The organism is Allobosea sp. GW822-FHT03F07 (assembly GCF_058801345.1).
The window spans coordinates 1,099,990-1,122,984 of the sequence record NZ_JBXAND010000001.1 but is presented as its reverse complement, the minus strand read 5'-3'; the positions used below and the strand labels follow the sequence as shown (position 1 = coordinate 1,122,984).

Sequence of the window (22,995 nt, the reverse complement as noted above, 5' to 3'; positions counted from 1 at the left end):
TGGTGAGTACTGCAGTTAGACCTTGCGCCTGCGTCTTTCCAGCCGGATGGTTTGCTGCTCCCGTCCTCGGAGGATTGCCGAGATGACTGAACAGCCGATCGTTTTCAACGACGGAGCCGCCTACGAGCAGATGATGGGCAAATGGAGCCGCCTCGCCGGCGACATCTTCCTCGATTGGCTCGCTCCACGACAAGGCCTGCGCTGGTTGGATGTCGGTTGCGGCAATGGGGCCTCGACCCAGATGATCTACGATCGCTGTGCCCCCTCCGTTCTGAAGGGAATCGATCCGTCGCCGGCGCAACTGGAGTTTGCGCGGAAGCGGCCATCAGCCCAGCTCGCGGAATTCGAGCTTGGCAACGCGACCGCGCTGCCGTTTGCGGCCGCGGAATTCGATGTGGCCCTCATGGCCCTGGTCATCTTCTTCGTTCCCGATCCCACCAAGGGTGTGGCCGAAATGGTCCGGGTCGTGCGCGCGGGAGGGCTGGTCGCGGCTTATGCCTGGGACATTCCCGGCGGCGGATTTCCGCTCGAGCCGATCCAGCTGGAAATGAAGGCCTTTGGCATCGAACCGTCGCGTCCGCCCAGTGCCGACATCTCGCGGATCGAAGCCCTCGCGCAGCTTTGGACGGACGCCGGTCTGAGCGACGTCGAGACGCGGGAAATCGCGGTGCGACGCGACTTCGCCGATTTCGACGACTTCTGGCGAACAGGCCTGTTGGGAGCGACCATCGGACCGGCGATCGCCAGCATGGCGCTCGACGATGTCGCGCTCCTCAAGGAGAAGGTCAGAGAACGCATGAAGGCCGCCCGCGCTGGCCGCATTTCCTACGTCGCGCGCGCCAACGCCGTGAAAGGCACGACGCCGGCGCATGACTGACTCGGGAAGGCCTTATCCCTTCGGCCTGCCGTATCCGCCTGCCGTCGGCGTGATCACCGTCACCGCTTCGCCGGCTTCGAGCCAGGTCTGGTCCGAGGGCTTGAGCTCCTCGACCGCGCCGGAAAGCCTGCGGACGAGCGTCTTGCCGACCTGCCCGGCCTCGCCGCCCTTGACGCCGAAGGGGCGCACCTTGCGGTGCGAGGCGAGGATCGCGCAGTCCATGCCCGTCCGGAAGCGGATGGTGCGGCTGGTGCCGTCCCCGGCATTCCACTCGCCGCGCCCGCCCGAGCCGGGGCGGATGTGGAAATCCTCCAGCACGACCGGGAAGCGCGTCTCCAGGATCTCCGGATCGGTCAGGCGCGAATTGGTCATGTGGACATGCACGCCCGACGTGCCGTTGAAGCCCGGCCCCGCCGGCGAGCCGGAGCAGATCGTCTCGTAATACTGGTACTGGTCGTTGCCGAAGGTCAGGTTGTTCATCGTCCCCTGCGAGGACGACATCGCCTCCAGCGCACCGAACAGCGTGTTCGTCACCGCCTGACTGACCTCGACATTGCCCGCGACCACCGCGGCCGGATAGCGCGGAGACAGCATCGAGCCCTCCGGCACGATGATCCGGATCGGCCTGAGGCATCCGGCATTCATCGGGATGTGGTCGTCGACCATCACCCGGAAGACATAGAGCACCGCGGCCCGCGTCACCGGGGCCGGCGCGTTGAAATTGTCCGGCCGCTGCTCGGAGGTTCCGGTGAAGTCGACCGTCGCCTCGCGCTTCTCGCGGTCGATGGTGATCTTCACCTTGATCGCGCAGCCCTGGTCCATCGGATAGGTGAACTCGCAGTCGTGAAGTTTGGCGAGAAGCCTTGCAACACTTTCGGCCGCATTGTCCTGGACATGGCCCATATAGGCCTGCACGACGTCGAGACCGAAGGAGCCGATCATCTTCTTCAGTTCGGCGACGCCCTTGGCGTTGGCCGCGATCTGCGCCTTCAGGTCGTTGACGTTCTGGACGACGTTGCGGACGGGATAGCGCGCCCCGGTCAGGATCGCGACCAGTTCGTCCTCGCAGAAGCGGCCCTGATCGACGATCTTGAAGTTGTCGATATAGACGCCCTCCTCCTCGATCACGGTCGCCAGCGGCGACATCGAGCCCGGCGCCGTGCCGCCGACATCGGCATGATGGCCGCGGCTCGCGACCCAGAACAGGATCTCCCTTTCCGCCTCGTCGAAGACCGGCGTGCAGACGGTGATGTCGGGCAGGTGCGTACCGCCATTATAGGGTGCGTTCAGGCAGTAGACATCGCCGGGCCTGATCACCGGATTGTTCCTGATGACCGTCTCGACCGATTTGTCCATCGAGCCGAGATGCACCGGCATATGCGGCGCATTCGCCACCAGCGCCGCCGTCTGGTCGAAGACCGCGCAGGAGAAGTCGAGCCGCTCCTTGATGTTCACCGAATAGGCGGTGTTCTGCAGCGTCACGCCCATCTGCTCGGCGATCGACATGAACAGGTTGTTGAAAATCTCGAGCATCACCGGATCGGCCTTGGTGCCGATCGCCGCGTTCTGGACCAGTGCCTTGGAGCGCACCAGCACGAGGTGATCCTTCGCGGTCAGCTTCGCGTTCCAGCCCTCCTCGACCACCACGGTCTGGTTCGGCTCGATGATGATCGCAGGACCCGCGACGCCCTGGCCGGGCCTCATCGCCTCGCGGCGCACGATCGCCGCCTCGTGCCACTGGCCTTTCGAGAAGACACGCGTCGTCTCGGCAGCGATGGGCTCTCCCGCCGTCTCTGGCGCGGAGGCCTCCTCGAACTTGGCGCCGCCGCCCACCGCCTCGACCTCGACGGCCTCGATCACCAGCGGCTTGGCCTCGTCCATGAAGCCGAAGCGCGCCTTGTGGGCGGTCTGGAAGGCAGCCTTCATCGCCTCGACCGGGCCGGCCGGAACCGCTATCGCGGTATCCGTGCCGGCATAGCGGACATGGGCGCGGGTCAGGATCTCGATATCCGCCTCCGGCACGCCCTGCCCCGAAACCTCGGCCAGCGTCTCCGCGGCCAGCCCCGCAGCTACGGCCTCGACCGCCCCCGGCGCCCCGGCATCGAGCGGAACATCGAGCGCCGCCGTCCGCGTCGAGCGGATCTCGGCGAGCCCCATGCCATAGGCCGAGAGCAGCCCTGAGAACGGATGCAGCAGCACCGTCTTGATGCCGAGCGCATCCGCCACGAGGCAGGCATGCTGCCCGCCGGCGCCGCCAAACGAGTTCAGCGCATAGCGCGTGATGTCGTAGCCGCGCTGAACCGAGATCTTCTTGATCGCCTCGGCCATGTTGGCGACGGCGATCTGGATGAAGCCGTCGGCGACTTCTTCTGCGCTGCGCCCGTCCCCGACCTCGGCGGCGAGCGTCGCGAACTTCGCCCTCACCGCCGCGACATCGAGGGGCTCGTCGCGCTTCTCGCCGAAGATCGACGGGAAATAGGCCGGGATCAGCTTGCCGACCATGACGTTGGCGTCGGTCACGGCGAGCGGCCCACCGCGGCGATAGGCGGCCGGGCCCGGATTGGCGCCGGCCGAATCCGGCCCGACGCGGAAGCGAGAGCCATCGTAGTGCAGGATCGAGCCGCCGCCAGCCGCGACCGTATGGATCAGCATCATCGGCGCGCGCATCCGCACGCCGGCGACCTCGGTCTCGAAGGCGCGCTCATATTCGCCGTCGAAATGGGCGACGTCGGTGGAGGTGCCGCCCATGTCGAAGCCGATCACCCGGTCGAAGCCGGCCGAGCGTCCGGTCTCGGCCAATCCGACGACGCCGCCGGCCGGGCCGGACAGGATCGCATCCTTACCCTGGAACAGCTCGGCGGCGGTCAGCCCGCCCGAGGACATCATGAACATCAGCCGCGCGCCGGTGCGGGCGATGTCGAGTTCTTCCGAGACCTGCGCGACATAGCGGCCGAGGATCGGCGAAAGATAGGCGTCGACCACCGTGGTGTCGCCGCGCCCGACCAGCTTGATCAGCGGCGAGACCTCATGGCTGACGGAAACCTGCGGGAAACCGATCTCGCGGGCGATGCGGGCCGCCGCCTGCTCATGGGCCGGATAGCGATAGGCATGCATGAAGGCGATGGCGACGGCCCGGAAACCGGCGTCGAACTGCGCCTGCAACGCAGTGCGGATCGCAGTCTCGTCCGGCGCCTGTTGGACCACGCCGTCCGCCAGCACACGCTCATCGACCTCGACGACCGCATCATAGAGCTGGTCCGGCTTGATGATCTCCTTGGCGAAGATGTCGGGCCGCGCCTGGTAGCCGATGCGCAGCGCGTCCCGGAACCCCTTCGTCGTCACCAGCAGCGTGCGGTCGCCCTTGCGCTCAAGCAGCGCGTTGGTCGCAACGGTCGTGCCCATGCGGACCTCGCCGACCTGCCCGGCCGGGATCGGCTCGCCCGCCGCGAGCCCGAGATGGTCACGGATTCCCTGCACGGCGGCATCGCGATAGGCGCCCGGATTCTCGGAGAGCAGCTTTCTGGCGTGAAGTTTGCCTGCAGGGTCCCGGCCGATCACATCGGTGAAGGTCCCGCCCCGGTCGATCCAGAAGTCCCAACGCGACGACGACATCCCCAACATCCTCTCGTTCCGCGTCAGCCAAACCAACGCTGACGTTTCATCGATAAATTGTCGATGTGTTGTTGACAAGACGGATTCGGGCGATACGATCGCAATTGTGATCGGAACATGGCTGAGGGGCCGGGCGGTCTCGCGACGGAGGATGCAATGACAGGTAGAGCCCTGGCAAATACAGGCGCTTGGCGCGCCGCCTCAAAGGGGCCGCGTCGATGATCCGCCGCGCGCTCGATGGCCTTTATCTCTGGGCCGGCTACGCCGCAGGCCTTTTCCTGGTGATCATCTTCCTGCTGATGATGAGCCTCTCGCTGGGGCGCGAGATCGGCCTCAACATCCCCGCCGGCGATGACTTCGCCTCCTGGTGCATGGCGGCGATGGCCTTCCTCGGCCTCGCCCACACCTTCAAATCCGGCGACATGATCCGCGTCGGCCTGCTCATCGACAGGTTCCAGGGCAAGGCGCGCTGGTGCTTCGAGGTCTTCTCGCTGGTGCTCGGCCTCGGATTCGTCGGCTTCTTCGCCTGGCACGCCGTGGTGATGACCTGGCAGTCCTACGAGTTCAACGATGTCGCCGGCGGCGTCGTCGCGATGCCGATGTGGATCCCTCAGCTCGGCTACTCGGGCGGCCTTGTCATCCTGTTCATCGCCTTCGTCGACGAATTCGTCCATGTGGTCCTGCGCCGGCAGGACCCGCGCTACGAGAAGCCGCCCGCCCAATCCGACGAGGAAATCGTCGAGCGCGCCATGGCGAGCGGGGTCTGACACGATGGCAATGATCGAAATCTCGGGGCTTCTGCTCCTGCTGCTGATCGTCTTCCTCGCCGGCGGCGTCTGGATCGCGATCTCGCTGATGGCCTGCGGCTGGGTCGCGATGCAGTTCGTCGCAGGCGGCATCCCCGCCGGGGCCGTGCTCGCGACCACGATCTGGGGCAACAGCGCCTCCTGGACGCTGGCCGCGCTGCCGCTCTTCATCTGGATGGGCGAGATCCTCTACCGGACGAAGCTCTCCGAGGAGATGTTCCGCGGCCTCGCCCCCTGGCTCAACTGGCTTCCCGGCCGGCTGATGCATGTCAACGTCCTCGCCTGCGGCATCTTCGGCTCGGTCTCCGGCTCCTCGGCGGCGACCTGCGCCACCGTCGCCAAGATCGCGCTGCCGGAGCTCAAGAAGCGCGGCTATGACGAGAAGGTGGCGCTGGGTTCGCTCGCCGGCGCCGGAACGCTCGGCATCCTGATCCCGCCCTCGATCACCATGGTGGTCTATGCGGTGGCGGCGAACGTCTCGATCATCCAGATCTTCCTCGCCGGCTTCCTGCCCGGCCTGCTCGTGATGGCGCTCTACTCCGGCTACATCGCGGTCTGGCACCTCTTGAACCCGGACAAGGCCCCGCCTCCGGAACCCAAGATGCCGCTCCGCGAGAAGATCAGGGAATCGGCCCAGCTCATCCCCTGCATGCTGCTGATCGCACTCGTCTTCCTCTGCCTGCTTCTGGGCTGGGCGACGGCGACGGAATGCGCCGCCTGGGGCGTTCTCGGCTCGTTCGGCATCGCCTGGTGGTCGGGCTCTCTGACCAAGGAAGCCTTCTGGCAGAGCGTCATGGGCACGACGCGGATCACCGGCATGATCATGTTGATCCTCGCCGGCGCCTCCTTCATGTCGACCTCGATGGCCTATACCGGCATTCCGCTGGCCCTGGCCGCCTGGGTGGATTCGCTGCACCTCTCACCCTACGCGCTGATCGCGGCGCTGACGGTGATGTACATCATCCTCGGTACCGCGCTCGACGGCATTTCGATGATCGTGCTGACGACGGCGATCGTCATCCCGATGATCAAGACGGCCGGCTTCGACCTCGTCTGGTTCGGCATCTTCCTCGTGCTGATCGTCGAGATGGCGGAAGTCTCGCCGCCCGTCGGTTTCAACCTCTTCGTGTTGCAGACGATGTCGGGCAAGGATTCCAACACCGTCGCGCTCGCGGCCCTGCCCTTCTTTTTTCTACTGGTCGCCGCCGTCGCGATCATTACGATCTTCCCATGGATCGTGATGGTGCTGCCGCAGATGGCCTTTCCGCCGCAGTGAACGAGATCAACAACAGGGAACGGAGAAAAACGACATGACGCGTAACGACTTCATCAAGGGCTTGCTCGCCGTCGGTGTCGCCGCCGGCACGCTGACGCTGGCAACGGCCGGCGCTATGGCGCAGACGAAGTGGAATCTGCCCGCCGCCTACCCGGCCGACAATCCGCACAGCGAGAACCTCGTCCTCTTCGCCAAGGACGTCGAGGCGGCGACTGGCGGCAAGCTCTCGATCACCGTCCATCCCAACGCGTCGCTGTTCAAGGCGCCGGAGATCAAGCGCGCCGTCCAGACCGGCCAGGCCCAGATGGGCGAAGTGCTGATGTCGATCCACGAGAACGAGGACCCGATCTTCGGCATCGACGTCGTGCCGTTCCTGGCGACCTCCTTCGCCGACTCCAAGAAGCTCTACGCCGCCTCAAAGGCCGCCGTGGAGAAGAAGCTCGACAGCCAGGGCATCAAGCTGCTGTTCATGGTCCCCTGGGCGCCGCAGGGCGTCTACGCCAAGAAGGACATCAACACCGTCGAGGACATGAAGGGGCTGAAGTGGCGCTCCTACAATGTCGGCACGACGCGCCTCGGCGAACTGCTCGGCATGCAGTCGGTCACGATCCAGGCGGCGGAGCTGCCGCAGGCTCTGGCGACCGGCGTCGTCAACTCCTTCATGTCGTCCGGCGGCACGGGCTATGATTCCAAGGTCTGGGAGTCGCTGACGCACTTCTACGACGTCCAGGCCTGGATCCCGAAGGATGCGACCTTCGTCAACAAGGCCGCCTTCGCCGCGCTCGACAAGGCGACCCAGGACGCGATCCTGAAGTCGGCCGCGACGGCCGAGGAGCGCGGCTGGAAGATGTGGCAGGAGAAGGCCGGCTGGTATCTCGACCAGCTCAAGGCCAAGGGCATGAAGGTCCAGGCCCCGAGCGCCGAACTCGCGGCCGGCTTCAAGAAGGCCGGCGACACGCTGACCGCCGACTGGCTGAAGAAGGCCGGCGCCGACGGCCAGGCGATCGTCGACGCCTACAAGAAGATGTGAGGAGCAGCGTCATGGTCGGCCTCGAGCCGACCATCTCTTTCAGGAGATTCTCGGGTCGGCGCAGCCGCGCCGCCCGAGAATGACGGGCGCCACAACCATGCCAGAACCCAAGCCCTTCCCCGACGAACTCGGCCCCATCGTCTCCTCCGGCCATCTCGCCGCGGGAGCGATGCCCGCCCTGTCGGAATTCGAATTCGCGATGAACATGACGGTGCATGCCTTCCAGCGCTGGATGCTGCGCTGCATGACCGCATCCGGCGTGCCCGATCTCTCGCCGCTCGACGTCCTCGTGCTGCACAACGTCAATCACCGCGGCAAGCCCAAACGCCTCGCCGACATCTGCCTCGTCCTCAACATCGAGGACACGCATCTGGTGAACTATGCGCTTAAGAAGCTGGAGAAGCTCAAGCTCCTGAAGTCCGGCCGCAAGGGCAAGGAGAAGACCGTCGCCATCACGCCCGCAGGCGAGGATGCCTGCCGGCGCTATGCCCAGATCCGCGAGCAGTTGCTGGTCAAATCGGTGCTCGCCACCGGCCTCGACCCCAAGCGCCTTTCCGAAATCGCCGCTGCGATGCGCTCGCTCTCGGGCCAGTACGACCAGGCCGCACGGGCGGCCGCGAGCCTCTGAGGCTGCGGGGACTCACGGCAGAGCGCAAGTTTCAGTCAGAGGCCGCACTCGGCTCGCTCTCGCGCCCGATCCTGACGACGGCGCGCGTTCCCCGGGGCTGCTGCGCGTATTCGATCGTCGTCGCGAGGCTCTTCGCCATCGCTCTGATGATCTTGGCTCCGAGGCCCGTCCCCGAAATCGGCCCCTGCCCCGTCCAGCCCACGCCGTCATCCGCGACGACGAGGACCGTCGCGCCATCCTCCTCCTGCGACAGCGAAACCCGGATCTCGCCGCCCCCGTCGGGATAGGCGTATTTGATCGCGTTGGTCACGAGTTCGGTGACGATCATCCCGATCGAGACCGCCTTGTCGGTCTTGGTCAGGATCGGCGCCGCCTCGAAGCGGATCGTCGGCGTCCGCCCCGCCGCCGACATCGACTGCCCCAGTTCGCCGACGAGCGACTCCAGATAGGCCGCGAGATCGACCGTCCTGACGTCGTCGGAGGTGTAGAGGCTGCGATGCAGGTTCCCGATGGCGGTAATGCGGGCCTGGGTTTCGGCCAGCGCCGCCCGCGCGCCGGCATCCTTCACGGCAGAGGCCTGCATCCGCACCAGCGAGCTGACCAGTGCGAGAGAGTTGGCGACGCGGTGGTTGACCTCGGCCAACAGCACCATCGCGCGGTCGCGCGCCGCACGCACCTCGCGCTCGGCCGCCTCCTTCGCCCGCCTCAGCCGCGTCTGCTCGACCGAATGCTCCAGCCCGGACACGAGCAGGATCTCGAAATCCTCCCCGATCGTCTTGACGACATAGTCGACCGCGCCGGCCTTCAGCGCCTGGACGGCGATCGAGAGATCCTGGGACGCCGTGACATAGACGACGGGCGGCGCGCCCTCGATGGAGCGAAGCTCCGCCAGCATGTCCAGCCCGGAACTCGTCCCGAGATCATGGTCGAGGATGACAACGTCGACGCCGCCCTGCTCGATGCGGGCAAGGCCCGACTGCGCATCGAGCACATGCTCGACGGCATAGCCGCGGCGGCCGAGTATCCTCTGCACGAGATGGCCGAGTGCGGCATCGTCGTCGATGTAGAGAACGGTGATGGTGCGATGGGGCATCTGAAGGTCGTTGCGTGCCGTCGTCAGGGTGTTTCGGGCACTTGCATGACCGAGAAGAACAGGCCGAGCTGGCGGATCGCATTGGCGAACCCGTCATAGTTGACCGGCTTGGTGATGTAGACATTGGCCCCGAGATCGTAGCAGCGCTGGATCTCGCGGCTGTCGTCGGTCGTCGTCAGAACCACGACCGGCGAGCGCTTGGTGTGCACATTGGCCTTGACCTTCTCGAGGATGTCGACGCCGCCCATGTCGGGCAGATTGAGGTCGAGCAGGATCAGGAGATGGCGGCCCGAGCTGACGGTTCCCGAGCCGTCGGCGCCGAAGAGATAGGCCAGCGCATCCGTTCCGTTGGCGAAGGGAATGATCTCGTTGTTCACCCCGGCGCGCCGGATGTTCTTCTCGATAAGCCGGGCATGGCCCTCGTCGTCCTCGATCATCACGATCGAGACGGGTTTGGCACTGGTCATGACTGGTTGCTCCGTTTCACTGTCCTCAGGTCGGCCGGCAGCTGGATCGTAAAGGTCGTTCCCACGCCGAATTCCGACTTCACGGTGATGTCCCCGCCGAGATTGCGCACCAGCGTGCGCACATGCGCCAGACCGATGCCCTCTCCCGGTGTATTTTGCGTTCCCGAGCGGCGGAAAAGCTCGAAGATGCGTTCATGATCGCCGGCGGCGATGCCGCGGCCATTGTCCTCGATCTCGATCGCGACCCAGCCTGTGCGGCCGTTGCGCGCGCGCGCAACGACCTGGAGCGGGCGGTCAGGAGCACGATACTTGATCGCGTTGTCGAGCAGATTGCCGATGATCTGGTCGAGCGAGAGCCGGTCGCTGACGATGCTGTCGACCTTGGTGTCGACGGTGATGCCGCCGCCCGTCTCGCTGGCCTGATGATGCACGGCGGCCGCGGCCGCCTCGAGCTGCGCGCCGAGCTTGAGCCGCTCCGGCTTCAAGGTCCGGCTGCCCTCGCGCGAAATCTTCAGGATGGCGTTGATCAGCCCGTCCATCTTGCGGGTCGAGGAACGGATGAATTCGAGCGCCTCTGGCACGTCGGTCTTCAGCGCCTGCTCGGCCTCGGGCTTGAGTTCGGATAGCTGCGCAGGCTCCGCATCGACATAGGCCTCGATCGGCTTGAAGGTGGCTTCCAGCTCGCTGGTGAAGCCCATGATGTTGACCAGCGGCGCCCGCAGGTCATGCGTCACGATGTAAGCGAAGCGCTGGATCTCCTCATTCGCCTTGACCAGCGCATCGGTGCGCTCGCGCACCCGCTCCTCGAGGCCCGCATTCAGCCCTTCCAGTTCGCGCCGCGCCGCGATGATCTCGCCGGTATAGCCGATGATGGTCCAGGCAGCGGCTCCGGCGAGGCCGAGGATGACCATCGCGCCGATGATCGTGACCCAGCGCAGCCAGAACGAGGTCCCCTCCTGCTCGGCGATGGCGGCGACCAGCAGCCTCTCCGAGCGCTCGAGGATGGCGGCGAAGCCGGCCCGAGCCTCGTCCATCAGGGATTTGCCTCGCCCATCGCGCACCGTCGCCAGCGCCCGGTCGAAATCGCCGGACTGCGCGATCTTCACCGTGGCTTCCAATTCGGCGAGCTTGGCCGTCAGCGCCTTCTGGAGACGATCCAGATACGGCGCCATATCCGGCAGGCCCGCAACGGCGGCGGACAAGCGCTGGAGGCGCTCGTCATAGCCGGCCAGCGCTTCGGTGTAGGGTGCGAGATAGGCAGGATCGCGCGTCAGCAGATAGCCCCGCTGCCCGGTCTCCGCATCCTGCACGAGCGACATCAGGTCGGCCGAGGCGCTGCGCACGGCACGGGCGGCCACCACCTCGTCGAAGTTGCGCTCGGTCGCCAGCGTCAGCCAGAGCGAACTCGCGACGATCGCGATGAGGGCGGCGATGCCCGCCGCCAGCAGCAGCAGATTGGTTCGCCGAAAGAAGGCTTGGGAGATCGGCATGAAGGGTCCGGAAGGCAGAAAGCCTTCGATGACCGTTCACGCGCCGGCCCGCAAGGTCAAATGACATGGTGGAGCTCACGCAATCATGCATGGCGGCAAGTGGATGGCGCGCCCGGCGCGAGTCGTGCAGCGCGAAAGCCTCTTGGTCGCGCGGGGCAGTCGATCATGCCGCGGGTCGAGCGCGCGGGGATGGCGACCGCGCGGGCGCCCCCTCAGAAGCGAGCCGTCACACCGACGATCGGCCCATGCTGGATCATGTCATAGCTGAAGCGCGCGCTCTGGTAGTCCACCCCGATCGCGCGATATCCTGCAGACACGGACCAGCGCGGGTCGATCTGGTAGCCGATCGTCGCCAACGCATCCCAGTGAAAATTGGATCCGCCGGCGCCGCCCATAAGCCAGGCCGTGGCGAACCAGCTCGGGCTCAGATTGAGCCGCATCTTGAGGCCGGCCGTCGCATCGACCCAGGTCGCGCTGTCGTCGCCCCGGCGACCAGGCAGGGGCGAGGGTGCGGTTAGTGTCACCGTGTTCGACATACTGAAGAACTTGGCGCCCCCGATCGCGTCGAGACTGCCCCAATCCCCCTCGGCGAGCCGATAAGTCGCTGCAGCGAGCCCGAAGAGCGATGACGCATCGAGTTTCAGGGTCAGGAATCCAGCCGGTCCGGATTGCCGCGCAGAGAGCTTGACGTAGTTCAGTTCGCCGACGAAGCCCCAGTTCCCCTTCCTGATCTCGACGACGCCGGCCGCAGCAAAGTCGAGGGCGGGCAGGACATCGCGGAATTTCAGGTCGACATTGACCGGAGGCAGCCCGAACAGCGCCTCGTCACCGTTCAGCCCCGCCATCCAGCCATAGCCGGTGATGGCGACGCTCCAGTCCGAGGGTGAAGCCTGTACCATTCTCGGCGGCGCCACGATGTCTGCCGAATGCGCGGCCCCGTGCCAGCACGCGACCACCGACAACCCGAGCAGGCAAGTCTTGATCGCCATCTTCCACCTCGTCTCGCGAACGCCGCGGGCGGCACAAGCCAAGCTTGACCGCCGGGCGCAATCCGTCAACCCGCCTTGGTCACCGGGGGAATCACCCAGGATCCGTCCACGATCGACGGTTTCTTTTCGTCAGGCCAGTAGAGGCGCATCATCAGCAGGAACTTGCCCTTGGGAGCGGGCAGCCAATTGGCTTCCTTGCCCGCGCCCGGGGACTCGTTCTGGATGTAGATGACCAATGATCCGTCCTTCTCTATGACGGGGTTGGTCCGCATGCTCATCGAGTAGCGGTTGAGCTTGTTGTCGACGAAGAAGTAGTTCTCGTCATACATGGTCAGCGACCAGAACCCCTTCGCCGGCGGCAACTGCCCCCGCGGGAAGCGGATGACGTATTTGTTCGCTCCGTCATAGGAGTGGAACGCGGAAGGCTTCAGCGAAGTCGGATAGACCGCGTCCTGCGGGCGGTTGGCTCCGAGGCCGATGGCCGTCACGAGCGCCCGCTGAATATAGTTGGTGCCGTAATTCCCCGCCTTGACGGTATAGCCCCAGCCATTGACGTCGCGGATGTCGCCGCCGCTGAACTTGAAATGCATCATGATGCGATCGAAGGACAGCTTCGGCAGCCGCGTCTCCCAGCGGCTGTCGATGGCGCTGGCATCGAACGGCTTGCCCGGCACGAGGCCGATCTTGGCGAACCTCGCCAGAGCCGGTGCGTCCTTCTGCGTAGGCGGATTGCGCTTCATCAGATCGGCCAGCAGGGTGAAATACTGCGTCGCCGTCAGCTCGTTGACCTGGTCGCGAACGGGCTTCTTCATGTCGATCGCCGTATCGACCTTGCCGCCGGGCGGGGTCCAGGACTTGCCCCGGGCGCTCAGCGGATAAAGCTTGAACTTGTCCTGGAGAGCATGGACCGCCGCATAGTCTTCGGGCGTGCCGGTGCAATAGATCCGCCCGAGCAGCCAGACGATGCTGGTCTGGGATTTGAGCTGCTTCATTCCGGCCGGAACGGCGCCCGTCCAGCCGGGGCCCGTTATCAGATAAGTCTGGGCATCGGTCCCGCTGGTGCGCTTGCCGGGGACCTCGAAGACCTCGGTCCAGCCATCCAGCAGCGGAAGCAGGAAATAGCGCCCTTGCATGTCGGGCGCTTCGAGAACCCAGGGTTCGCCGCCGACATCGAGGAAGGCGGTGGTGTAGAGCGTATCCGCATTGGGCGCCGTGACGTCGCGGAACGACGAGTCCGGATAATGCCGAAGCTTGATCAACTGCCCCATCGGCGCGCGCGTGCCCTGGGGCGCGGCGACATTGGAGATGACACGCCGCGTCATCTCCATGGTGATGAGAGGATAGCCGAAGACATAGGCGTCCGACGCGATCTTGAAAGCTTCGACATTGTCGACGGCATCGACGATCAAGCCGTCCCAGCCGGAGGCTGCGGTAGCTAGACCCGCGCCGGCAGCAAGCGAAAGGCCGCCGAATGTTGCACTGCGTCGTGTCGGATTCATTGCTCCCCCCTATGTTACGACTACCGTGACTTTAGGGTAGGCAAAGCCCCCGGTCTTCGGTTTGGAGGACAAAGTGACGACGAACGGCACGTCCCCACCATTGATGCAGCGGGCCGGGGTGCTGGCCGAGCTACCGGGGCTGGTTCGGGATTTGGGTGGCGACACGGCCGCCGTGTTCGAAGGCAGCGGCCTCGAACCCGATAAGCTGACGCCGGAGACCCGATTGCCGTTCCGCGTACTGGTCTCGATCCTGCACAGGGCGGCTCTTGCTACGGGCTGCCCCCATCTCGGACTGCTGCTGGGGCAGCGTTTCACCCTGCAGCATCACGGTATCATCGGGGCGCTGATGACCCGGGCGCCGACGCTGCATCAGGCCCTGCTCGACTTCGTCGCCTGGCAGCCCGGCTATTCCAGCGGCGCGATCGTCTATCTCAACCGCGTGGACGAGGATCTGGCCTTCGGCTACGGCGCGCTCGATCAGGTCTCATCGGGAACCACCCAGCTCTATGATGCCGTGGTCGCCGTCGGAATCGGGATGGTACAGCAGTTGACCGGCGGCCGCGTTGCGCCGGTCGAGGCGCATCTCTCCCGGTCTCAGCCCGCCAATGCGGCGTCCTATAGCCGTCTGCTGAAAATTCCGGTCCGCTTCAACCAGCCACAGACCTGCCTGATCCTGGATGGCGCATCCACGGGCACGAGGCTCGCCTCCGCCGATGCCGATCTGCATCGGCAAACGCTGGAGGCCATCGAACGCGTGATACGGCCGCGGCTCGGGGCAACCGCCCAACGGCTCCGCCATACCTTGCGGCCTATGCTGTCAGCCGGCGACATCTCGATGGTAACGGCGGCTTCGCGGCTCGGGCTCCACCCCCGGACGCTGCGGCGCCGGCTGAGCGAGGAGGGACTAACCTTCGAGGACATCCGTGACCAGATGCGCTTTACCATCGCCCGCGAATTGCTGGAAATGACGGATCTGCGGATCGGCGACATCAGCCAGGCGGTCGCCCTCGCCTCGCCCGGCGTCTTCGCCGAAACCTTCTGCCGTTGGAGCGGGATGACGCCGACCCGATGGCGACAGCAGGCAGCATCGCGAATGGCGAGGGGATAAGCCCGGATGTGCCAGCGCCGCCACGTCGAAAGCCCCGGCGCTGGCCAGGGCTTTCTTGATCGCAGCGCTCGCCTCAGATCGCCACGTCCCGCTGGCGCTCGGCATACTCCGCCATCAGTTCCTCGTGCACCGACCAGAAGCCGCGCGGCTTTTGGCCGAGCAACTGGTCCTCGAGCAGGCCGAGATGCAGGTGCCACCCGCTGGAGACCATCGCCATACGGTGCTTCGTCGCCAGCCTGCGATGGATCAGCACGAGCTTCACCTTGTCGCCGGCCTGCGACAGCAGGAATTCGACATCGGAATCCGGGTCGCCCATGCCGACCCAGTTGAAGACCAGCCGATGTGGCGGCTCGAACGCCGTGACGGTGCCGCTCATCAGCGCACCCTCGTCGTTCATCTTGCGGGCGCTTTCCGGCGGCGGCTCGTCGGTGATCTGCGAATGCTTGAAGAACAGGTCGATCTTGCCGCCCGTGCGCGGCTCGGTGTCGCCGCCGCAGAACCAGGTCGCGCGCTTGTCGCCCTCCGTCAGATACGCCCAGACCCGCTCGATCGGGCCCGGCAGCAGCCGCTCGAAGCGCACCGCGCCACTCTCCAGAACCGTCCCGTAATCCTTGTTCGTGTCAGTCTGCATCACGCCTCCTCGCCCGGATCGGGCTTCGATAACGCGGCCTCGAGAGCCGCCAGACGATCGGGCCAGAAGGCGCGCACGCGCCGGACCCATTGGTCGAAGGTGTCGATGCCGTCGGGGTCGAGCGCATAGATGCGCCTTTGCCCGGCGACCGTGACCCGCACCAGGCCGGCCTCCCGCAACGTCTTCAGATGCTGCGAGATCGCCGGCGCCGACACGGTGAACCGCTCCCCGATCTCGCCGGCCGAGAGCGCGCCTTGCGCCAGCATCTCGACGATGCGGCGGCGGGTCGGGTCGGCGAGAGCGGTGAAGGCGTCCATAGGCAAATAATTAGTCATTCACTTAATTAAGTCAATCATAAATTATTGTGCGGCGCTTTGCGCCTGCCCCCTGCGCATCCTGCGCGCTTGATCGGGGCCTAAGTCTCGGCCATTGCCAACTCCCCGCCCTCGTTCCGCCCTCGACGGTTCCCGCGACGCATGCCCTCCCGAAACGCGACACTGGCCGGCATCGGCATGATGCTGCTCGGCATCCTGATGTTCTCCCTCAACGACGTGATGGGGAAATGGCTGGTGGCGACCTACACGGTCGGCCAGGTGCTGCTGCTGCGCAGCGCGGCGGGGCTGGCGGTGCTCGCCCCCTTCGTCGTCAAGCAGGGGATCAGGCGTACGCTGCGGCCGGAGCGCCCGGGCCTGCAGGTGCTGCGCGTCGCGCTCGGCTCCGGCGAGGTGGCGCTGTTCTATGCCGCCGTGTCCTATCTGCCGCTCGCCGACACCATGACGATCTGGCTCGCGGCGCCGGTCTGGTCGGCGGTTCTGGCCGCGCTGCTGCTGGGGGAGCGCGTCGACGCCGGTCGCTGGCTTGCGATCGCCGCGGGCTTCGCCGGCGTCGCGATCGCGCTCAATCCGACGGGTGCGAGCCTGTCGATGCCGGCGCTTCTCGCCCTGCTCGGCAGCATCCTCTTCGCCGGAATGATGATCGCCGGCCGGCAATTGCGCGGAACGCCCGACGTGACGCTCGTCGCCTGGCAGACGCTGGGCGCGCTCGTGATGGGGCTCGTGCTGCTGCCCTTCGGCTGGGTGACGCCGTCCTGGGCCGATACGGCCCTGCTCGGCCTGCTCGGGATCGTCGCGATGGTCGCCCATCTCTGCGTCACCCGCTCGCTCAAGCTGGCGGAAGCCTCGGTCGTCGTGCCCTACCAGTACACGCTGATCGTCTGGGCCCTGGTCTTCGGCTGGCTCGTCTTCGGCGACTGGCCGACGCCGACGATGCTGGCGGGCGCCGCCCTGATCGTCGCGGCCGGCATCGCTCTGCTTCTGCTCGAACGCCGGGCCACGGACCGGCCGGTCGCAGGGGGCGTCGACGCTCGCTCCGCCTCGCCCTGAGCTCAGCTGGCGATGAAGGGCACCTTCATACGGTCCGAGGACTGGACGATGTGATGCCGCATCGCGACAGCCGCGGTCTCGCCGTCGCGCCGGCTCAGGGCGCGCAGGATCGCGCCATGTTCGACGAACGCCTCCTGCAACCGGGCGGGCTCCTGCACCGGCGGCCGCTGGCTGCGGGTGATGATCGGCCGATAGAGGCCGATGATGTCGCGGATGGCCCGGTTCCCCGCGATCTCCGCGATGGCCATGTGCAGCGCGAAATCAGCTTCCATGGCGTCCCGGAAGCGGGCCTGCTCGATCGCCGTCCGCATCGCTTCGTTCAAATCGGACAGGCGGGCGATATCGTCCTGCGAGGCGTGCCGCGCTGCGAGCTGGACAGTGAAACCCTCCAGCGCGAAGCGAAGCTGGTAGACCTCCACCTCGGAAAAGCGCTGCTCGAATGTCCAGCCCGTCAGGTCGGCCTCGGGACGGTCGAAGCCCTCCGCGACGAAGGCGCCACGGGCTGGCTCGATCCGGATCAGCCCCATCCCTTCCAGTTGCAGCACGGCCTCGCGCACGGTCGGCCGGCTCGCCCCGAGCCGCTGCGCCAGCTCGCGCTGCGGCGGCACGCGGTCCCCCGGTTTCAGCCCGGTTTCGGTCATCAGGCGCCGGATCTGCTGGACCAGCTGCGTCGTGACCGGCCGCCTGTCCTTCTCGACGTGCATGAACCTAGACCCTCACCGTTCCATCATAGCCGTTGACGGCTCCGGCCGCTCGTGTCAACTCGTGGCCATACCGGTAAGACCAAGATCCAGAAGGGCAGCGTGGATGACCCGCATGCCCCTCGGCAGCAGGCGAGGAACATCATGGCTCTGATCACCTATCTGACCACCGTGAAGTTCGGCTTCGGCGAGATTGCCGGCATAGAGGCCGATCTCGCCGGCCTCGGCGTCGCCAAGCCGCTGATCATCGCCGACAAGGGCATCGTCGCGGCCGGCCTCGTCGCCAAGGTGCAGGCGCTGTCGCCGGTTCTGGCGGCCGCCCCGGTCTTCGACGGCACGCCGACGAATCCGACCGAGGAAGCCGTCGAGGCCGCATTGACCCTCTATCGCCAGCATGGCTGCGATGGCCTCGTCGCGATCGGGGGCGGCTCGCCGATCGATCTCGCCAAGGGCGTGGCGCTGCTCGCGACCCATCCCGGCTCCCTCGAAACCTACGCCGCCATTCTCGGCGGCATCCCGAAGGTGACCGCCGCCGTCGCCCCCGTGATCGCCGTGCCGACGACCTCGGGCACCGGCAGCGAGGTCGGCCGCGCTGCGCTGATCACGCTGAAGGATGGCCGCAAGCTCGGCTTCATCTCACCGCATCTGATCCCTCGCCTCGCGATCTGCGACCCGGAGCTGACATTGGGCCTGCCCGGCTGGCTGACCGCTGCGACCGGCATGGACGCCGTCACCCATTGCATCGAGACCTATCTCAGCCCGCGCGAGAACCCGCCCGCGGAGGCGATCGCGCTCGACGGCCTGAAGCGCGCGGTCGCCTTCATCGAGCGCGCGGTCAAGGATGGCTCCGACCGCGAGGCCCGCAAGGAAATGATGATGGCGGCCCTGCAGGGCGGCCTGACCTTCCAGAAGGGGCTAGGCGCCGTGCATGCGCTCTCGCACCCGCTCGGCGGCCTCAAGGAGGTCTCGCTGCATCACGGCACGCTCAACGCCGTGCTGCTGCCCGCCGTGCTGCGCTTCAACGAGCCGGAAGCCGGCGCCAAATATGCCGAAATCCGCAAGGCCCTCGGGCTGGCCCCCGAGACCGATCTCGCGGCCTGGATCGCTGACTTGGTCGCGCGGCTCGGCATGCCCGGCAGCCTTTCGGCGATGGGCCTGCCGCGCGGTGTGATCGCGTCGATCGCGGAGGCTGCGACCAAGGACCATTCGAGCGCGACCAACCCGCGCGCCGCGAGCGCCGCCGACTATGCCGCCATGCTGGAGGCTTCATTCGACTGACACACGGGTACCCGCGCCGGCCGGTCGGGCGGCGCATCTCAAAAAATGACCCAAGCAAAAATCACGGGCCAACCAGGGAGAGACGCAGATGACGAACAGACGTAACATGCTGAAAGGCGGGCTGGCTGGCGCCGCTCTCGCCACGACCGCCGCTTCGGCGCAGACCTCTCAGGCGGCAGCCATCACCTGGCGCATGACGTCGAGCTATCCGAAGGCGCTCGACGCCGTCTTCGGCGCCGGCGACATCTTCATCAAGGCGGTGTCCGACATGTCGGGCGGCCGCATCCAGCTCCAGCACTTCGCATCCGGCGAACTCGTGCCCGGTCTGCAGGCGCTCGACGCCGTCCAGAACGGCACGGTCGAGTGCTGCGACACGGCCTCCTTCTATTATGTCGGCAAGGACCCGTCCTTCGCCTTCGGCGCGGCGGTGCCCTTCGGCCTCAACACCCGCCAGCAGAATGCCTGGTTCTTCCAGGGCGGCGGGCTCGCGCTGTTCAACGAACTGCTCGCGCAATACAACGTCGTCGGCCTGCCGATCGGCAACACCAACGCCCAGATGGCCGGCTGGTTTCGCAAGGAAATCAAGACGGTCGACGATCTCAAGGGCCTCAAGATCCGGATCGGCGGCCTCGCCGGACAGGTCGTCGCCAAGCTTGGCGCCGTGCCCCAACAGATCGCCGCAGGCGACATCTACCCGGCGCTCGAACGCGGCACCATCGATGCGGCCGAATGGGTCGGGCCCTATGACGACGAGAAGCTCGGCTTCAGCCGTGTCGCGCCCTATTATTACTACCCGGGCTGGTGGGAGGGCGCTTCCGCCATCCTGCTAATGATCAACCGCGCGAAGTGGAACGAACTCAGCGCCTCCGACAAGGCGATCTTCGTCGGCGCCGCCCATCAGGCCCATTCGCTGACCATCGCCAGATATGACGACGCCAATCCGGCTGCGATCAAGCGCCTGATCGCTTCGGGGACGCAGTTGCGCGCCTTCTCGCCCGAGATCATGGATGCCTGCGCCAAGGCGGCCAACGAACTCTACGAGGAGATCGGCGCCAAGAACCCGATGTTCAAGAAGCTGCACGACCACATGATGGCCTATCGCAACGAACAATTGCTCTGGCAGCAGGTCGCCGAGTTCAACTACGACGCCTATCAGATCCGCTCGCGCAGCCGGCGCTGACAGACTTGGACAGGCCTCCGGGTCGCGATAGCCGCGCCCGGAGATCGCCTCGCGTCGGCAACCGGCTCAATAGAGCCGCGTCCGGTAGCCTTCCTCCATATTCGCCTCGGCCTCGGCAACGCCGATCGCCTTGGTCTGCTCGGCGACGATCCGGCCGAGCGACGGGAAGCTGCCGCGCTCGACCTGCGAGGCGGGATCCCAGAGTTTCGAGCGGATCAGCGCCTTGCCGCAGTGGAAGAAGGCCTCGTCGACCTCGACCAGCAGGCCGAGCGTCGGGGTCCGCTCCTGCACCGTCGCCGGTTCGAGCAATGCCGCATCGCGGGTCAGGCGCGCCCGCCCATTGACCCGGAGCGTCTCGGCGATGCCCGGCACCATGAAGATCAGCCCGACGCCGGGCGCGGCCAGCACATTGGCGTAGCTGTCGACGCGGTTGTTGCCGCGCCTGTCTGGAATCAGCAGCCTGCGCTCGTCCAGCACTTGCACGAAGCCCGGCGCATCGCCGCGCGGGCTGGCATCGGCCCGCCCATCCGCATCCGCGGTCGCCAGCACCAGGAAGGGCGAGAGCGCGATGAAGTCGCGGCAGAAGCCGTCGAGCCGGTCCAGCACCTTACGCTCGGCGAGCGGGTTTACCGCGCCGACATGGGCACGCAGATCGGCTGCATCCCCGATCGACGTGGCAGAATCATCCGTTTTCGTCGTCATAGCGCCCTCTTCGAAAATCGCCGCGAGTGTCTGCGATCCCACTGCGCCGCGCCAGCCAAACCGTCATGCAAAAGGCACATCGCCGGGTCGAATTGCCACAACGCCCGCTGACGAGCGCCGATCCGGCCCATCCAGCTTGACCCTCGACCACTCCGCCGCCATCGTGCGCTATCTCGAACGCCCCTCTGCACGAGGCCCTGCCCATGCGCCGCACATTGCTGCGAACCGCCCTCGCCTCTCTCGCTGTCCTGACGGCGGCCATTTCGGCCGAGGCCTCCGGGCGCCGCCAGGTGCATCCGGCCGACATGGCCGAGAACCGCATCATCCCGATGTACGGCAACCTGCCGGCCTGCGAGGATCCCGCCGTGCTGGGCGAGATCACAAGCTGGTTCAATTCGCGCGAGGCCAAGTTCTGGGGCCCGCTCCAGGCTGTCGGCTATGACAAGATCAGGCCGATCGGCTTCCGGCCCTGGGGCGACGATTTCATTCCGCGCCGCTTCTGCACCGGCCGAATCGCGCTCAACGACGGCACCTGGCATCGCGTCGATTATTCCGTGCGCGAGAATCTCGGCCTCTTCGGCTGGACCTGGAACGTCAACTGGTGCGTCAGCGGTCTTGACCGCCATCGCAGCTATGCGCCCGACTGCCAGATGGCCCGGCCCGGCCCCGAGAAATAGCGCCGGCCCGTGACCCTCGCGCGGTTCTGCTTCGGCCTACTGGGGCTGCTCGGCCTTATGGCCAGTGCAGCCCAGGCGCAGGGTTCCCATCAGCGCAGCGGTCAGCCTGGCGATTTCGACTTCTATGTCCTTGCCCTGTCCTGGTCGCCGGGCTTCTGCGAGCTCGACGGCGAGCGCGACCGCAACCGCGAGCAATGCGCTGAAGGCGCCGGCCTGCGCTTCGTCGTTCACGGTCTCTGGCCGCAGAACGAGCGCGGCTATCCGAGCGAATGCGGCCCGGCCGGGCGCACGCCCTCGCGCATCGCGCTCGAGCAGGCAAAGGGCCTGTTCCCGAGCGAAGGCCTGGCGCGCCATGAATGGCGCAAGCACGGAACCTGCTCGGGTTCGAGCCCGAGCGACTACTTCGCCGATGTCAGGCGCGCCCGCGACAAGGTCGTGATTCCCCCGGCCCTCGCGAAAGCCGAACGCAACCAGAGCTGGACCGCGATCGATCTCGAACGCGCCTTCGTCGCCGCCAATCCCGGCCTGCGCACCGACATGATGTCGGTTGCCTGCAAGCGCGGCGTTCTGCAGGAGGTCCGCATCTGCTTCAGCAAGGACCTGCGCGATTTCCGGATGTGCCAGGAGGTCGATCGTTCGGGCTGCCGCACGCGCGACATCACCGTCGTCGCGCCGCGCTGACAGCGACGGCAAACCCGCGTAAGAGCGCGGGATGAATTATCGCCACGGCTTCCACGCCGGCAACTTCGCGGATGTCCTCAAGCACGTCGTGCTGATGCGTATCCTGACCCATCTCAACGCCAAGGCCACGCCCTATCGCATCGTCGATACTCATGCGGGTGCAGGCCGCTACGATCTCGGCTCGGACGAGGCGCTGCGGACACACGAGTGGAAGGACGGCGTCGCGCGGCTCGACCGTTCGCCGCTCGCGCCTGCCGTCGAGGCCCTGCTCAAGCCGTGGCGCGATGCGGTCTCCGGCGCCCGCACGCTCTATGGCGCGGATGCCTATCCCGGCTCGCCCTGGCTGTGCCGGCAGGCGATGCGTCCCGACGACCGCCTGATCGCGGCGGAATTGCACCCGCAAACCCACAAGAAGCTCGTCCAGGTCATCGGCCGCGACGAGCGCTGCAAGGCGTTGGGGATCGACGGCTGGAATGCGCTGCGCGGCAATGTCCCGCCCAAGGAACGGCGCGGCCTGGTGCTGATCGACCCGCCCTTCGAGGACAAGGACGAATTCGAGACGCTGGCGGCGGAATTCATCGCCGCCCATCGCAAATGGCCGACCGGCATCTATGCGCTCTGGTATCCGCTCAAGGATCGGCGCGCGATCGAACGCTTGCTCGACGCCGTTACGCTCGCTGGAATCGGGCGCCTGCTGCGGCTCGAAATCGATGTCGACCGCCCCGAAGCCGCAGGCGGGCTCAGCGCCACCGGCATGCTGGTCGTCAACCCACCCTGGACGCTGGCCGACGAGGCGCGAATCCTGCTGCCGGCACTGACGGAGCGCCTCGCCCAGGGGCCGCGCCCGCGCTATCTATGCGAGCCGCTCCGCCCGGACGGCTGAACCGC

22 protein-coding genes are annotated in these 22,995 nt (G+C 66.3%); 12 read left to right on the top strand and 10 right to left on the bottom strand.

What is annotated here, in order from left to right:
• The first annotated feature begins 82 nt into the window (after nt 1–82).
• Nucleotides 83–877, top strand: coding sequence for a class I SAM-dependent methyltransferase (locus AC1RMY_RS05355; RefSeq protein ID WP_492862915.1), 795 nt, complete (start codon nt 83–85; stop codon nt 875–877).
• Nucleotides 878–889: 12 nt separating this feature from the next.
• Here AC1RMY_RS05355 and AC1RMY_RS05350 read toward each other — a convergent pair whose 3' ends face one another.
• Nucleotides 890–4,489, bottom strand: a complete 3,600-nt coding sequence (locus tag AC1RMY_RS05350) for a hydantoinase B/oxoprolinase family protein (protein WP_492862914.1) — start codon at nt 4,487–4,489, stop codon at nt 890–892.
• 218 nt (nt 4,490–4,707) lie between these two features.
• Between AC1RMY_RS05350 and AC1RMY_RS05345 the strand changes: the two genes are divergently transcribed.
• From AC1RMY_RS05345 to AC1RMY_RS05330, 4 genes are all read left to right on the top strand, one after another.
• The gene (locus AC1RMY_RS05345) at nt 4,708–5,256 is read left to right on the top strand and encodes a TRAP transporter small permease (protein WP_492862913.1); all 549 of its coding nucleotides are present in this window, start codon (nt 4,708–4,710) and stop codon (nt 5,254–5,256) included.
• 4 nt (nt 5,257–5,260) lie between these two features.
• Nucleotides 5,261–6,571 carry a TRAP transporter large permease gene (locus AC1RMY_RS05340; RefSeq protein WP_492862912.1) on the top strand — a complete coding sequence of 437 codons (1,311 nt, stop codon included), beginning with the start codon at nt 5,261–5,263 and terminating at the stop codon, nt 6,569–6,571.
• A gap of 115 nt (nt 6,572–6,686) precedes the next feature.
• Nucleotides 6,687–7,601, top strand: coding sequence for a TRAP transporter substrate-binding protein (locus AC1RMY_RS05335; protein WP_492863564.1), 915 nt, complete (start codon nt 6,687–6,689; stop codon nt 7,599–7,601).
• Nucleotides 7,602–7,698: 97 nt separating this feature from the next.
• Nucleotides 7,699–8,229: a winged helix DNA-binding protein gene (locus AC1RMY_RS05330; RefSeq protein WP_492862911.1), complete on the top strand. Its 531-nt coding sequence runs from the start codon at nt 7,699–7,701 to the stop codon at nt 8,227–8,229.
• Nucleotides 8,230–8,260: 31 nt separating this feature from the next.
• On the opposite strand, the gene AC1RMY_RS05325 is transcribed toward AC1RMY_RS05330, so the two are convergent.
• The 5 genes from AC1RMY_RS05325 to AC1RMY_RS05305 all read right to left on the bottom strand — a co-directional run bounded on the left by AC1RMY_RS05325 (nt 8,261) and on the right by AC1RMY_RS05305 (nt 13,767).
• Nucleotides 8,261–9,322 carry a sensor histidine kinase gene (locus tag AC1RMY_RS05325; protein WP_492862910.1) on the bottom strand — a complete coding sequence of 354 codons (1,062 nt, stop codon included), beginning with the start codon at nt 9,320–9,322 and terminating at the stop codon, nt 8,261–8,263.
• A gap of 23 nt (nt 9,323–9,345) precedes the next feature.
• Nucleotides 9,346–9,789 (bottom strand): response regulator, encoded by a 444-nt coding sequence (locus AC1RMY_RS05320; protein WP_492862909.1) that lies wholly within the window; start codon nt 9,787–9,789, stop codon nt 9,346–9,348.
• Nucleotides 9,786–11,279 (bottom strand): sensor histidine kinase, encoded by a 1,494-nt coding sequence (locus AC1RMY_RS05315; protein WP_492862908.1) that lies wholly within the window; start codon nt 11,277–11,279, stop codon nt 9,786–9,788. The genes AC1RMY_RS05320 and AC1RMY_RS05315 overlap by 4 nt, the downstream gene beginning before the upstream one ends.
• 212 nt (nt 11,280–11,491) lie before the next feature.
• Nucleotides 11,492–12,268, bottom strand: coding sequence for a hypothetical protein (locus tag AC1RMY_RS05310; RefSeq protein ID WP_492862907.1), 777 nt, complete (start codon nt 12,266–12,268; stop codon nt 11,492–11,494).
• A gap of 65 nt (nt 12,269–12,333) precedes the next feature.
• A complete protein-coding gene (locus AC1RMY_RS05305; RefSeq protein ID WP_492862906.1) occupies nt 12,334–13,767 on the bottom strand; it encodes a DUF1254 domain-containing protein in 1,434 nt (477 codons plus the stop codon).
• Between the two features lie 73 nt (nt 13,768–13,840).
• Between AC1RMY_RS05305 and AC1RMY_RS05300 the strand changes: the two genes are divergently transcribed.
• Nucleotides 13,841–14,875, top strand: coding sequence for an AraC family transcriptional regulator (locus AC1RMY_RS05300; protein ID WP_492862905.1), 1,035 nt, complete (start codon nt 13,841–13,843; stop codon nt 14,873–14,875).
• Between the two features lie 73 nt (nt 14,876–14,948).
• Here the strand turns inward: AC1RMY_RS05300 and AC1RMY_RS05295 are convergent, their stop codons facing one another.
• Nucleotides 14,949–15,506, bottom strand: a complete 558-nt coding sequence (locus tag AC1RMY_RS05295; RefSeq protein ID WP_492862904.1) for an SRPBCC family protein — start codon at nt 15,504–15,506, stop codon at nt 14,949–14,951.
• Nucleotides 15,506–15,841, bottom strand: coding sequence for an ArsR/SmtB family transcription factor (locus tag AC1RMY_RS05290; protein WP_492862903.1), 336 nt, complete (start codon nt 15,839–15,841; stop codon nt 15,506–15,508). The genes AC1RMY_RS05295 and AC1RMY_RS05290 overlap by 1 nt, the downstream gene beginning before the upstream one ends.
• Before the next feature lie 141 nt (nt 15,842–15,982).
• Here AC1RMY_RS05290 and AC1RMY_RS05285 point away from each other — a divergent pair, with 141 nt between their 5' ends.
• On the top strand, nt 15,983–16,888 hold the full coding sequence (locus AC1RMY_RS05285) for a DMT family transporter (RefSeq protein ID WP_492862902.1): 906 nt from the start codon (nt 15,983–15,985) through the stop codon (nt 16,886–16,888).
• 2 nt (nt 16,889–16,890) lie between these two features.
• Here the strand turns inward: AC1RMY_RS05285 and AC1RMY_RS05280 are convergent, their stop codons facing one another.
• Nucleotides 16,891–17,592, bottom strand: a complete 702-nt coding sequence (locus tag AC1RMY_RS05280) for a FadR/GntR family transcriptional regulator (RefSeq protein ID WP_492862901.1) — start codon at nt 17,590–17,592, stop codon at nt 16,891–16,893.
• Nucleotides 17,593–17,733: 141 nt separating this feature from the next.
• On the opposite strand from AC1RMY_RS05280, the gene gbd reads away from it, so the two are divergent.
• Entirely contained in the window at nt 17,734–18,867 is a 1,134-nt protein-coding gene (gbd, locus tag AC1RMY_RS05275; protein WP_492862900.1) for a 4-hydroxybutyrate dehydrogenase, read from the top strand.
• Nucleotides 18,868–18,955: 88 nt separating this feature from the next.
• The gene (locus AC1RMY_RS05270) at nt 18,956–20,047 is read left to right on the top strand and encodes a TRAP transporter substrate-binding protein (protein ID WP_492862899.1); all 1,092 of its coding nucleotides are present in this window, start codon (nt 18,956–18,958) and stop codon (nt 20,045–20,047) included.
• Between the two features lie 66 nt (nt 20,048–20,113).
• Here AC1RMY_RS05270 and AC1RMY_RS05265 read toward each other — a convergent pair whose 3' ends face one another.
• Nucleotides 20,114–20,749 (bottom strand): pyridoxamine 5'-phosphate oxidase family protein, encoded by a 636-nt coding sequence (locus AC1RMY_RS05265; protein WP_492862898.1) that lies wholly within the window; start codon nt 20,747–20,749, stop codon nt 20,114–20,116.
• A 203-nt stretch (nt 20,750–20,952) separates the two neighbouring features.
• Here AC1RMY_RS05265 and AC1RMY_RS05260 point away from each other — a divergent pair, with 203 nt between their 5' ends.
• The 3 genes from AC1RMY_RS05260 to AC1RMY_RS05250 are packed head-to-tail and all read left to right on the top strand — an operon-like array spanning nt 20,953 to nt 22,990.
• A complete protein-coding gene (locus AC1RMY_RS05260; RefSeq protein WP_492862897.1) occupies nt 20,953–21,426 on the top strand; it encodes a hypothetical protein in 474 nt (157 codons plus the stop codon).
• 57 nt (nt 21,427–21,483) lie between these two features.
• Entirely contained in the window at nt 21,484–22,107 is a 624-nt protein-coding gene (locus AC1RMY_RS05255) for a ribonuclease T2 family protein (RefSeq protein WP_492863563.1), read from the top strand.
• A 31-nt stretch (nt 22,108–22,138) separates the two neighbouring features.
• Nucleotides 22,139–22,990, top strand: coding sequence for a 23S rRNA (adenine(2030)-N(6))-methyltransferase RlmJ (locus AC1RMY_RS05250; protein ID WP_492862896.1), 852 nt, complete (start codon nt 22,139–22,141; stop codon nt 22,988–22,990).
• Nucleotides 22,991–22,995 lie beyond the last annotated feature (5 nt).